This is a genomic window from Achromobacter mucicolens (assembly GCF_902859725.1).
Classification (GTDB): Bacteria; Pseudomonadota; Gammaproteobacteria; order Burkholderiales; family Burkholderiaceae_B; genus Achromobacter; species Achromobacter mucicolens.
This window is the reverse complement of sequence record NZ_CADIJP010000006.1, coordinates 112,597-124,928: the sequence shown is the minus strand read 5'-3', so window position 1 is coordinate 124,928 and position 12,332 is coordinate 112,597. Positions and strand designations below refer to the sequence as shown.

Genomic DNA, 12,332 nt, shown 5'->3' with positions numbered 1-12,332 from the left:
TTACTCCCGGTAGCTCACCAGCCGCGCGGCGCGCGCCAGCAGGTTGTCCAGCAGCATGCCGATCAGGCCAATGAAGACGATGGCGCAGATGATGTTGGAGATGGACAGGTTGTTCCATTCGTTCCAGACGAAGTAGCCGATGCCGGTGCCGCCGATCAGCATTTCGGCGGCCACGATCACCAGCCACGCGATGCCGACCGAGATGCGCATGCCGGTCATGATGGTGGGCGCGGCGGCGGGCAGGATGACCTGCAGCGCGGTGCGCAGCCGCGACACTTCCAGCGTGCGCGCCACGTTCAGCCAGTCCTGCCGCACGGCGCCCACGCCGAACGCGGTGTTCACCAGCATGGGCCATAGCGAGCAGATGAAGATCACGAAGACGGCCGAGGTGTTGGCGTCCTTGATGGTGTAGAGCGCCAACGGCATCCACGCCAAGGGCGAGATCGGCTTGAGCACCTGGATGAACGGGTCGAACGCGCGGTACACCGTGCGCGACATGCCGATCAAAAATCCTAGTGGTATGGCCACCAGCGCGGCCAGGCCAAAGCCCGTCAGCACCCGCGCCACGGAGTAGCCGAGCTGGATCCCGATGCCTTTGTCGTTCGGTCCGCGGTCGTAGAAGGGATCCTTCAGGTGCTGCCACAGCTGTGCGCCGACTTCGGCGGGACCGGGGAACGGCGTCTTGGAGCCGCTGGCCGCGGCATTGCCGACCAGCGCCGCATAGGCCGGGTCCACCGTCGCCTCGCCCGCATCGGGGCGGGTGGCGGCGTGCCAGAGCAGCAGGAACGCCAGGAACAGGGCGATGGACAGGAACGTGGCCCGCCAGTGTTGCACCGACCCCATCAGGTCCTCCGGATCTTGAAGCTGGCGAGGTAAGCCTCGGGCTGGCTGGGGTCGAAGGGCTTGCCCATGACGCTGAAGGTCTTGCCGGTTTCCGCGGGCGGGGTGAGGCCCGCTTCGCGCATCAGGCGCACGGCGTCGGTCGCCAGGAACACGTCGCTTGCGACCTTCTGATAATCGACGTCGCCCTTGACCTGGCCCCAGCGCTTCATCTGCGTCAGGATCCACACGGCGAACGACTGCCAGGGCATGGGATCGAAGTCGATCCGGTTGGGGTCGGTCAGCACCTTGCCCAGGCCGTCGGCGTAGGTGCCGGTCAGCACCTGTTCTACCACCGTGACGGGCTGGTTCAGGTAGTTGGGCGCGGCGATGGCGGTGGCGATTTCCTTGCGGTTGGCCGGATTGCGGGCGTAGGCGGTGGCCTCGATGATGGCTTTCAGCAGGGCCTGGTAGGTGTTGGGCATGGTGGTGACGAACTCCTTGCTGGCGGAGAAGGCGCAGCAGGGGTGGCCGTCCCAGATGGCCTTGGACAAGGTGTGGATGAAGCCCACGCCGTCGTACACGGCACGCTGGTTGACGGGGTCGGGCGCGAGGAAGCCGTCGATGTTGTCGGCGCGCAGATTGGCCACCATTTCGGGGGGCGGCACGGAGCGGATCTGCACGTCGGTGTCGGGATCCAGGCCGTGTTCGGCGAGGTAGTAGCGCAACAGGTAGTTGTGCATGGAGTAGTCGAAGGGGACGGCGAACTTGAAGCCCTTCCAGTCCTTCGGGTCGCGCCGGTCCTTGTGCTTCATGGACAGCGTGATGGCCTGGCCGTTGATGTTCTCGACGGCGGGCATGGTCCACGGCACGGCGCGGCTGGCGCCGACGCCCATCGAGATGGCGAGCGGCATGGGCGACAGCATGTGGGCGGCGTCATACTCGCCGGACATGGCCTTGTCGCGGATGAGCGCCCAGCCGGCGGTCTTGACGACTTCGACGTCCAGGCCCTGTTTGCCGTAAAAGCCCATGGGGTGCGCCATGATGATGGGCGTGGCGCAGGTGATGGGGATGAAGCCGACCTTGAGCTTTTGTTTCTCCAGCGGGCCGGCGGTCTGCGCGAAGGCTTCCTTGGCGGCGGCCAGCGGAAAGATCGACGCGATGGCGGCCATGGCGGTGCCGCTGCCGACGGCGCGCAGGAAGCGGCGGCGCAGCGCATCCTGCGGGAACAGGGCGCGCATGACGGCCTGTTCGACGGCGCTGCCGGCGGCGTCGCCCTGCGCGATGGCCTGCGTGGCGCGCTCGTGTTCGGCTTGCGAGGCGTGGCGTCCGCAGCCGCATGCCAGGCGGCTGTTGGCGTCAAACGGGTTGCTGAAGAGGGACATGGTGGCTCCTTCGGTCGGGAATGGAGCCATCATGGGGCTGGCCGGCGGCGGCCGGTATCGCCGGTTCAACGATACGCGTGTAGGGGTCTTACTACGTGGTGCGCGGGTTGCGCCGGGATAGTGCGGCAGTCGCTCAGATCGCACCCAACTGGTGCGTGTTGGCGTAGGCGACCAATTCCACCAGCGTGCGGACGTTGAGCTTTTCGAAGATGCGGCTGCGGTAGGTGGAGATGGTGTTGACGGACAGGGCAAGCTGTTCGCCAATGGCCGAGACGGAGCGGCCGGCCACCAGCAGCTGCAAAACCTGGAATTCGCGGTTGGACAGCAATTCGTGGGGCGGGCGGGAGCTGTCCTGGCGCACGGTGTGGGCGAGCAGTTCGGCGACAGTGGGCGTGACGTACATCTTGCCGGCGGCGGCGTTGGTCAGGGCGGCAAGCAGTTCTTCGGGCTCGCACCCTTTGTTCAGATACGCATGGGCGCCGGCGCGCAGGGCGCGGACGGCGAACTGGGATTCGGGGTAGACGGAGAGCATGACGACGCCCAAACCGGGATGGTCGGCGCGCACGCTTTTCAGCACATCCAGCCCGTCGCGCTCGCCAAGGGCGACGTCCAGGACGATGGCGTCGTAGTGGGCCTGGCGCAGGGCACGCAGGGCGGCGGGGCCGTCGGCGGCTTCATGGACAAGGGCGACGCGCGGATCTTCTTCAAGGATGCGGGCGAGGCCGCGGCGGATGATGAGGTGGTCGTCGACGATAAGCAGGTTCAGGGGCATGGCGCGGTTTCCTTCAAGCAGCCAGCGGGTTCAGGCGCAGGCGGGCGCGCATGCCGGCGCCGGGGGCGCTGTCCAGTGCAAGATCGCCGCCAATGGCGCGGGCACGCTCGCGCATGCCAAGGATGCCGAAGGTGTGGCGGTCTTCGGGCAGTTGCATGCCGACGCCGTCGTCTTCGACGGTCAGCACCAGGCCGTCGGCGCCCCAGACGGCGCTGACGCTGACGCTGCGGGCGCGGGCATGCCGCTGTACGTTGGTGAGCAGTTCCTGGACGATGCGGTAGATGGCGATTTCGGCGTTGCGGTCCAGGCGCAGGCTTTCGGTGTCGGGGGGGCAAAGGTAGCGGCATTGCAGGCCGCTGCGGGTCTGCAGGTCCTGCAGCAGGGCTTCGAGGGCGGCCCAGAGGCCAAGGTGGTCGAGGACGACGGGGCGCAGGTCGTTGAGGATGCGGCGGGTGGCGCCCATGGCGGTCTGGGTAACTTCTAGCATGCGGTCAAGGTGCGCCTGGAGGGCGGGCGCGGCGCTGAGCTGGCGGCGCAGCCAGTTCAGGTCGAGCTGCAGGGCGGTGAATGAGGCGCCAAGATCGTCGTGGATGTTGCGGGCGATGTGGGCGCGTTCTTCTTCGCGCAGGGTGCTCAGGTGCGAGGACAGGCGGCGCAGGGATTCGTGGGCGGCGCTGAGTTCGGCGGTGCGTTCGCCGACGCGGCGTTCTAGCAAGGCCTGGGTGCTTTGGAGTTCGCGCTCGATCTGTTTGCGGGCGGTGATGTCTGAGAAAGTGACGACGGCGCCGACGACTTCCTGGTCGTTGCGGATGGGGTATGAGGCGTACTGGGCGTCAAAGCAGGTGCCGTCGCGGCGCCAGAGCACTTCGTCGTCGGCGCGTTCGCCACGGCCGTCGCGGAAGGCTTTGAAGATGCGGCAGTCGTGGACGGGCATCAGGGTGCGGTTGGCGTGGGAGTGATGAATGAGGTAGTGCATGTTGCGGCCTACCAGTTCATCGGGGGTGTAGCCGAGCATGTCGGCGCCGGCGCTGTTGATGAAGATGCAGCGGCCGCGCAGGTCGATGCCGTAGATGCCTTCGCCGGCGGATTCGAGCAGCATTTCAAGCTGGCGGCGCCAGGCGGCGTGGTGCGAGAGGTGCTTCAGGTCGGCGAACATGAATGGCTTTGCTTGTGCTTTATCTGTCCGGGGCTAGCGGCCCGGATCCCCTTGGTGCGCGGTGTTTTTGGGTGCGCTTTGGGGCGGAGTTTACGGGACGGGGTTGGAGTTTCGGGGGGATTGAGGGAAATCCCTTTGTTGGTTTTCTCTGGTGGTTCTTGCGGGGTCTGGAGCGGGTTTGGTGCGGGTTCTTGAGACGCCCGGCACGGCGGCGGCCTGGGTGCGCGGGGCTACGATTGCGGTCCGGAGCCTTCGCTCCGGACTTCCCCGTCGTCATCGTCGTTGTCGCCTTCGGCGACTGCCTTCCGATTCCCTCGGGCGCATCTACACGCCCCGCGCACCCAGGCCGCCGCCGCGCCGGGCTGCGTCGTAAAAGGTCGGGAGGCCTTTAGGGAGGGTGGCTTGCTTGACCTTTTTCTACAGGTCTGTTCGGGTTCGGAAGATCTTGCGGGGCTGCCAGATGTCGGCCGCGCGGGCGGCCTTATCTGGCGTTCGGGTGTCTTGCGTCGGCGCTTGATATCGAGGTGTCTGGCACGCGTTGAATTGCAATACCAAGGTGTCTGACACCCGTTGAATTGCCGTCACGGGTTGACGACCCTCTCTCCCGGGTGTCTGACACCGTCGCGCCAACGGGGGTAGGCGCCTTAAGTGCGCCCAAAGCAAATCGCCGGCATTCAAGCCGGCGATTTTCATTCAACGATTCCGTGCCGCGTTGCGGGCTTACGGAATCAGAGACAGCCCCACTCGGAACTGGCTTTCGTTGCGCTGGTTGTAGCCCAGCAGCGTTTCGCCGTAGCCGTTGAAGTACTGCAGGTGCAGGTAGCCGTTCCAGTTCAGGAACGTGCGTTGCAGCGGCCAGGCGAAGTCCAGCTGGGTGGTGCGGCGGCGTTGGTCGCCCTGGCGGTACATGGCGGTGACGACCGCGCCGTTGTCCTGGGCCCAGCGCAGTTGCCAGTCGACGTGGCCGGCGTAGGCGGAGTAGTCGCTGTTTTCGTTGGCGACGGCGAAGTAGGCCTTGACCTTGGGGGCGAAGGTGAGGGTGCTGCCGCCGTCAAAGCGATAGTGGAAGCGCGGTTCGATGTAGCCGTCGTTCAGGGAGCGCGAGTCTTCGCCGTCCTTGCCGTTGGAGGCATGTTCGACGCCGACGTTCATGCCGATGCGCCAGTTCTGGTTTTCGGATTTCCAAACGTCGTCGGAGAGCCAGAAGACGCTGGGGTTGAAGGTGGTGTCGATGAAGGGCTTGGAGTCGCTTTCCAGGTCCCAGAGCGAGGTCTGGGTGTAGCCCAGGTAGAAGTCGTCGTGCCAGGTGTCTGCGCTGCCGCGCGGGCTGATGAGGCGGTATTTGGCGCTGATCTGGAAGCGGGCTGTGGTCAGGCCGCGGGTGCCGACGGCGAAGTAGACGGGCTTGTAGGCCGAGAAGGCGCTGCGGAATTTGTCGAAGGCGGCCTGTTCGACGGTCTGTTCGACGGCGGCGGCGGGGGCGGGGCCGGCTTCGGGCGAGGCGCCTGCCGCGGCGACGGCGGCGGGCGGGACGGGTTGGCCGCTGCGGGCGTCGACGACGGGGGTTTGGGCGGGCGTGGTGGCCAGGGTGCCGCTGTCGCGCCCAGTGGCGTCCAGCGCCATCATGGACGGTTGGCCTTCGATGGAGACGGCTTGCAGGCCGCGCGCGGTGGCGGGCACTTCGGCGGTCCAGGACATGCGGGCGAAGTTGTTGACGGGCACGCTGTAGTTGTCGCGGCCGCTTTTCAGTTTGGCCAGGCTGCGCACGATCTGGCCGTTGGGGCTGCGCCACTGGAGGACGAGTTCAGGCGGGGCCTGCCAGTCCACGCGCGAGCCCCCTTCGTTGAAGAACACGGCCTCGATGGTGACGGTTTCGCCGGGCGCCGCGGAGGGGCGGTCCAGCCGGTAAGACACGCCTGCCGCGGCGGAGCCGGCCGCGCCCAGGGCCAGGATGGCGGCGACGAGGCGGGAAGTGGGAGAGCGATGAAAGGGACGGCTGGAGGTCATTGAGGACGTGTATGGTTTTTGTGATGAGGCAATGTAGCACCGTCCCCGGCAACAGTTTGTAAGTCAGGCTAATTGGTTGTATGGGCTGTAAGCAATGCGAAAACCCCGCGCATTGTCGACAATGCGCGGGGTTTGGAGAAAGGTGTTGCGCGAAGGCACTGCGCGGCGGATCCGGCAGGCCTTGCGGCGCGGTGATCGACGGTTATTCGCCGAATTTGATGCCTTGGGCCAGCGGCAGGTTGCGCGAGTAGTTGATGGTGTTGGTGGCGCGGCGCATGTAGTTGCGCCAGGCGTCGGAACCGGACTCGCGGCCGCCGCCGGTTTCCTTTTCGCCGCCGAAGGCGCCGCCGATTTCGGCGCCGGAGGTGCCGATGTTGACGTTGGCGATGCCGCAGTCGGAGCCAGCGGCCGACAGGAAGGTCTCGGCTTCGCGCAGGTCGTTGGTGAAGATGGCGGACGACAGGCCTTGCGGCACGCCGTTCTGCATGGCGAGCGCGTCGTTGAAGTCCTTGTAGCGCATCACGTAGAGGATGGGCGCGAAGGTTTCATGGCAGACGACGTCGGTCTGGCCGGGCATTTCGGCGATGGCAGGGCGCACGTACCAGGCGTCGGGGTATTGGTCGGCCAGCACGCGTTCACCGCCGGTGACCTTGCCGCCTTGTTCGCGTGCGGCGGTCAGGGCGGCCTGCATGGCGTCGAAGGAGGCGCGGTCGATCAGGGGGCCGACAAGGTTGCCGCTGTCGAGCGGGTTGCCGATGGGGGCGCTGGCATAGGCCTTGTGCAGGCGCTGGACCAGTTCGTCGGCGATGCTTTCGTGGACGATCAGGCGGCGCGTGGTGGTGCAGCGCTGGCCGGCGGTGCCGATGGCGCCGAAGACGATGCCGCGCGCGGCCATGTCCAGGTCGGCGGTGGGGCCGACGATGATGGCGTTGTTGCCGCCCAGTTCCAGCAGGACGCGGCCGAAGCGCTGCGCGACCCGGGGCCCGACCTGGCGGCCCATGCGGGTGGAGCCGGTGGCGGACACCAGCGCGACGGTGTGCGAGTCGACCAAGGCTTCGCCGACTTCGCGGCCGCCGATCAGGACTTCGGACAGGCCGGCGGGGGCGTCGCCAAAGCGTTGCACGGCTTGCGCGAAGAGGGCCTGGCAGGCGAGGGCCGTGAGCGGCGTCTTTTCCGACGGCTTCCAGACGACGGCGTTGCCGCAAACCAGCGCCAGCGCGGCGTTCCAGGACCAGACGGCGACGGGGAAGTTGAAGGCGCTGATGACGCCGACGACGCCCAGCGGATGCCACGTTTCCATCATGCGGTGGCCGGGACGCTCCGAGGCGATGGTCAGGCCGTAGAGCTGGCGCGACAGGCCGACGGCGAAGTCGCAGATGTCGATCATTTCCTGCACTTCGCCTTCGCCCTCGGCGACGATCTTGCCGGCTTCCAGGCTGACCAGGCGGCCGAGTTCCTGCTTGTGCTGGCGCAGGGTTTCACCGAACAGGCGGATCAGCTCGCCGCGGCGGGGGGCGGGGACGTCGCGCCATGCCAGGCTGGCTTGGCGGGCGCGGGTGATGGCGGCGTGGGCCTGGGCCACCGTGTGCTCATGTACCTGCGCCAGCTCGGCGCCGTCGATCGGGCTGCGGGCGATCAGGGTGCCGCCGGTGAGCGCACTGGAACTGAGTCCGAGATTGCGCAGGATGTCTTGAGGAGTGTCCATGCCGGTTCCTTCGATGCCTTGCGAAGTCAGCGTCTTCGCTTAAGGGTTATGCCTAAGTGGCGATTCTGGAAAAAAATTTACTATACGAAACTATGACGTGAAATGCGAAATATTTTTGAGGTGCCCTGCACCTGAAGGTGAATTCGTGGCCGAACCGTTGCTCGTCGTTCAGGCAGTCAGAAAGACCTATCAGCGTGACGGGCATCCCCCGCATCTGGCGTTGGACGGCATCGATTGCCAGCTCGAACGCGGCGAGGTGATGGTGGTGGTGGGGCCGTCCGGCTCGGGCAAGAGCACCTTGCTGCGCACCTTGAACGGCCTGGAAAGCATCGACAGCGGCAGCATCCGCGTGAACGGCGTGTCGCTCACGGACCCGGCCACTGACGTCAACCGCTGGCGCACCGATGTGGGCATGGTGTTCCAGCACTTCAACCTGTTCCAGCACCGTACTGCGCTCGACAACGTGGCGCTACCCCAGCGCGTGGTGCGCGGGCGCAGCCGCGCCGACGCCGAGCGCTACGCCCGCGAGCTCCTGGGCCGCGTCGGTATGGCGGAATTTGGCGATCGCTATCCCAGCCAGCTCTCCGGGGGCCAGCAGCAGCGTGTGGCCATTGCGCGCGCGCTGGCGATGGACCCGCAACTGATGCTGTTCGACGAAGCCACGTCGGCGCTTGATCCCGAGACGGTGGGCGGCATTCTTGAATTGATGCGGGCCTTGGCGCGCGACGGCATGACGATGGCGGTCGTGACGCACGAAATGGGGTTCGCCCGCGACGTGGGCGACCGCGCGCTCTTCATGGATGCCGGCCGCATCGTGGAGATGGGCACGCCGGACGAAGTGTTCGGCCACCCCAAAGAGGCGCGCACCCGCGCTTTCCTGGAAAAGATTCTGTAGTCCCGCCGGTCCGGCTTATCCGGGCGCTGCCGGCGCGATGTGCCTTGCCCGGAACGATATGGGTCCAATCACCAAAGGGGTTAGAAATGCTGAAGATCAAACAATGGCTGGGCGTGGCCAGCGTCGCCCTGGCGGCCGCCACCGTGGCCCTGCCGGCACAGGCGGACGAACTTTCCGACATCATCAAGCGCGGTGAATTGCGCGTGGCGGTGCAGACTTCCGGGCCGCTCATGAGCTTCATGGACAAGTCCGGCAAGCGCACGGGGCTGGCTGTGGAAGTGGCCAAGCGCATGGCGGACGACCTGGGCGTGAAGCTGGTGCTGCAGGATTATGAATGGAAGGGCCTGTTGCCCGCGCTGCTGTCGGGCAAGGCCGACATGGTGGCCGCGGACATGACGCCCACGCCGCAGCGCGCCGCGCAGGTGCTGTTCTCGCTGCCCATGTTCTACGCCGACACGGTCGCCGTGGTGCCCAAGGATTCCCCGTACAAGAACTTCGCCGAACTGAACAAGTCCGGCGTCACCGTCGGCGCGCTGGGCGCCAGCACCTATGCCGAAGTCGGCAAGAAGATGCTGCCCTCGGCCACGCTGAAGGAGTTCTCGGGCGGCAGCGCCCCGGTCGGCCAGGCGCTGTCCAGCGGCCGGTTGGACGCGGGGATCATGTCGCTGTCCACCGCCAACCAGTTCCTCGTGGACTTCGGCAACCTGCGCGTGCTGGAAGGCGTCATGGTGCGCGAGCCGCTGGCATTCGCCGTCGGCCCCAACGCATTCCGCCTGAAGTTCTGGCTGGACAACTGGCAGACGCTGAAGACCGCCGACAACTCGCTGCCGGAGCTGGTGCAGTACTGGTACTCGACCGATTGGAAGAAAGACCACTGATCGGAGACGGGACCGCCCATGGACTGGCTGATCGATTTCTATAACTGGCGCATCGTCAGCCAGTACACGGGCCAATTCGCCGAAGGCCTGGCCAATACGCTGATCGCCGCGGGCGCAAGCCTCGTGCTGTCGGTGCTGGCCGGGGTGCCGCTGGCGCTTGCCCATATGTCGTCCCGCGGCGCGGTGTGGCGCCCGGTGGCGGCCTATGTGCAATTCGTGCGCTCCACGCCGCTGCTCGTGCAGATCTACCTGGTCTATTACGCGGTGCCGTACCTGGTGCCCGGCGCCAAGGGCTGGAGCGAGATGGTGCTGGGCATCATCGCCATGACCGTGCACCACGCGGCCTACATGAGCGAAATCATCCGCGTCGGCATCGAGTCCGTGCCGCGCGGCCAGATCGAAGGGGCCAAGGCCTGCGGCATGAACTACCACCAGCGCCTGCGCTACGTGGTGCTGCCCCAAGCCTTCGCCAATACGCTGCCGCCGCTGCTGGGCCAGACCGCCGTGCTGATCAAAGACACCTCGCTGCTGTCGCTGATCACGGTGTTTGAGCTGGTGGCCGCCGGCGTGCAGATGAACAGCGAACGCATCGTGCCCAACGAAGCCTTCCTGACCATCGCCGCAGGCTATCTGCTGATCTACTGCGTCATGCTGCTGCTGTCCAAGGGCGTGAGCCTGTGGCTGGCCGGCCCGGCCTGGAACGCGAGGTAACCATGCTGGAATCCTATCTCTCCACCGCCGGCGTCGTCTTGCCCTTTCTGCTCAAGGGCTTTTGGGAAACGCTGAAGATCTCCTTCGTGGCCATCATCGCGGGGTCGCTGCTGGGCTTTGTCATCGGCGTGATCCGCAGCTACCGCATTCGCGGCGTGCATCAGATCCTGGGTCTCTACATCCACATCCTGCGCGGCACGCCATTCCTGGTGCAGCTCTACATTTTCTACTTCGTGCTGCCCAGCTCCGGCATTGAGATGCTGCACTGGGATTCCGGCACGGCCGCCTTCGTGGCGCTGTCGGTCTACACGTCCTGCTACGTGGCGGAAATTGTCATGGGCGCCATCCAGGCCGTGCCGCGGGGCCAGGCCGAAGGCGCGATGACGCTGGGACTGCGACCGCTGCAGATCCTGTGGCTGGTCATCCTGCCGCAGGCCATGCGCCTGATCGTGCAACCCATGAGCGGCGTCTACGTCATGCTGATCAAAAGCACCGCCATCCTGTCGGTCGTCGGCATCACAGAGCTGACCCGCCAGGGCGAAGTCTTCATCATCACGTTCCCGGCGAAGTCGCTGTTCATCTACGGCATGATCGCCGCCATCTACTTCATCTACTGCTACCCGCTCCTGCGCCTGGCCAACTGGCTGGAAAAGCGCCTGACCGGGGGCCTGCAAGGCGCGGGCCTGCACTGAGCGGACACCATGGTCTCCGAGTACATCGATACCTACTACAAGCGCACGCTCGCCGACAGCGAAACCTACTATCCGCCGCTGGCGGGCCCGGCCAGCGCCGACGTCTGCGTGATCGGGGCGGGCCTGGCGGGCCTGTCCACCGCGCTGGAACTGGCCCGGCGCGGCCGCAACGTCACCCTGCTGGAAGCGCGGCGCATCGCCTGGGGCGCTTCGGGCCGCAACGGCGGCTCGGTGTCGCCGGCTTTTTCGGCCGGCGCCGATGCCATCCGCAAACACGTCGACGAAGACCACTACCGCCAGCTTTACCGGCTGTCGATGGAAGGCGTCGAGATCATCCGCAACAACATCCGCGATCTGCGCATTGCCGACGCCCACAAGGTGGACGGTCGCCTGCGCGTCGTGCGCTACGAGGCGACCGACGCGCTGCGCCAGTGGTGCGACAGCCAGCAGCGCGACTTCGGGCGCGACGTGCGGCTGCTCTCGCGCAGCGAGGTCCGCGAGCGGCTGGTGTCGGACGTCTACTTCCAGGGCATCGAAGACCCGTCGTCCTTTCACTTCCATCCGCTGAACTATGCGCGCGCGCTGGCCCGTGAGTGCGTCCGGCTGGGCGTGCGCATCCATGAAGACTCGCCGGTCGTGCACGCCACGCTCGACGGCGCGGTCAAGCACCTGAAGACTGAACAAGGGCAGGTCGATGCTGCCACCGTCGTGCTGGCCACCGGCGGCTACACCGGCGACGTCGTGCCCGCCTTGCGGCGCGCCATGCTGCCCATCGCCACCTACATCATGCTGACCGAACCGCTCGGCGACCGCGTCCGTGAAGCCATCCGCAGCACCGCCGCCATCGGCGACGACCGGCGCGCCGGCAACTATTACCGCGTCCTCGATGGCGGCCGCATCGGCTGGGGCAGTAGAATCACCACCCGTGTCGACGACCCGCCCGATCTGGCTGAGTCCCTGCGCCGCGAATTGCTTGGCGTCTACCCGCAATTGCAGGGGGTGCGCGTGGAGGCGGCGTGGTCGGGACGCATGGCCTACGCGCGGCACCTGATGCCGCAGATCGGCCTGCTGGGCCCCGGCGTCTGGTATTGCACGGCGTTCGGCGGCCACGGCATGAACACCACCTCCATAGGCGGACGCGTCGTGGCCGAGGGGATCACCGGCGACACGCAGCGCTACAAGCTCTTCGAACCGTTCGGGCTGGCCTGGAATGGCGGGAGCCTGGGCACGGCGGCGGTTCAACTGACTTATTGGTCTTACCAGGCGCGCGATTGGTGGCGTGAACGTCAATCGCGGGGCTGATTATTGCGGG

At 66.3% G+C, this 12,332-nt stretch carries 11 protein-coding genes; 5 read left to right on the top strand and 6 right to left on the bottom strand.

Annotation, left to right across the window (positions count from 1 at the left end; all coding sequences use genetic code 11):
• The 6 genes from ntrB to amaB form a co-directional block, all read right to left on the bottom strand.
• Complete coding sequence (gene ntrB / locus HV786_RS09280; protein ID WP_056323123.1) at window positions 1–843, bottom strand: nitrate ABC transporter permease; 843 nt, start codon at window positions 841–843, stop codon at window positions 1–3.
• Entirely contained in the window at window positions 843–2,204 is a 1,362-nt protein-coding gene (locus HV786_RS09275; RefSeq protein ID WP_175210590.1) for a CmpA/NrtA family ABC transporter substrate-binding protein, read from the bottom strand. The genes ntrB and HV786_RS09275 overlap by 1 nt, the downstream gene beginning before the upstream one ends.
• 133 nt (window positions 2,205–2,337) lie before the next feature.
• Window positions 2,338–2,976 (bottom strand): response regulator, encoded by a 639-nt coding sequence (locus tag HV786_RS09270; protein WP_062842204.1) that lies wholly within the window; start codon window positions 2,974–2,976, stop codon window positions 2,338–2,340.
• A 13-nt stretch (window positions 2,977–2,989) separates the two neighbouring features.
• Window positions 2,990–4,132, bottom strand: a complete 1,143-nt coding sequence (locus HV786_RS09265; RefSeq protein WP_063954404.1) for a sensor histidine kinase — start codon at window positions 4,130–4,132, stop codon at window positions 2,990–2,992.
• A gap of 720 nt (window positions 4,133–4,852) precedes the next feature.
• Complete coding sequence (locus HV786_RS09260; RefSeq protein WP_175210589.1) at window positions 4,853–6,139, bottom strand: phospholipase A; 1,287 nt, start codon at window positions 6,137–6,139, stop codon at window positions 4,853–4,855.
• Window positions 6,140–6,341: 202 nt separating this feature from the next.
• A complete protein-coding gene (amaB, locus tag HV786_RS09255) occupies window positions 6,342–7,844 on the bottom strand; it encodes an L-piperidine-6-carboxylate dehydrogenase (RefSeq protein ID WP_175210586.1) in 1,503 nt (500 codons plus the stop codon).
• Between the two features lie 145 nt (window positions 7,845–7,989).
• Between amaB and HV786_RS09250 the strand changes: the two genes are divergently transcribed.
• The 5 genes from HV786_RS09250 to HV786_RS09230 all read left to right on the top strand — a co-directional run bounded on the left by HV786_RS09250 (window position 7,990) and on the right by HV786_RS09230 (window position 12,322).
• Complete coding sequence (locus HV786_RS09250) at window positions 7,990–8,739, top strand: amino acid ABC transporter ATP-binding protein (protein WP_056323137.1); 750 nt, start codon at window positions 7,990–7,992, stop codon at window positions 8,737–8,739.
• 86 nt (window positions 8,740–8,825) lie between these two features.
• Entirely contained in the window at window positions 8,826–9,617 is a 792-nt protein-coding gene (locus HV786_RS09245; RefSeq protein ID WP_062842199.1) for an ABC transporter substrate-binding protein, read from the top strand.
• A gap of 18 nt (window positions 9,618–9,635) precedes the next feature.
• Window positions 9,636–10,328, top strand: coding sequence for an amino acid ABC transporter permease (locus HV786_RS09240; protein ID WP_056323141.1), 693 nt, complete (start codon window positions 9,636–9,638; stop codon window positions 10,326–10,328).
• 2 nt (window positions 10,329–10,330) lie between these two features.
• Window positions 10,331–11,020 (top strand): amino acid ABC transporter permease, encoded by a 690-nt coding sequence (locus HV786_RS09235; RefSeq protein WP_128829163.1) that lies wholly within the window; start codon window positions 10,331–10,333, stop codon window positions 11,018–11,020.
• Between the two features lie 9 nt (window positions 11,021–11,029).
• Window positions 11,030–12,322, top strand: coding sequence for an NAD(P)/FAD-dependent oxidoreductase (locus HV786_RS09230; RefSeq protein WP_175210584.1), 1,293 nt, complete (start codon window positions 11,030–11,032; stop codon window positions 12,320–12,322).
• The last annotated feature ends 10 nt before the right edge of the window (window positions 12,323–12,332 follow it).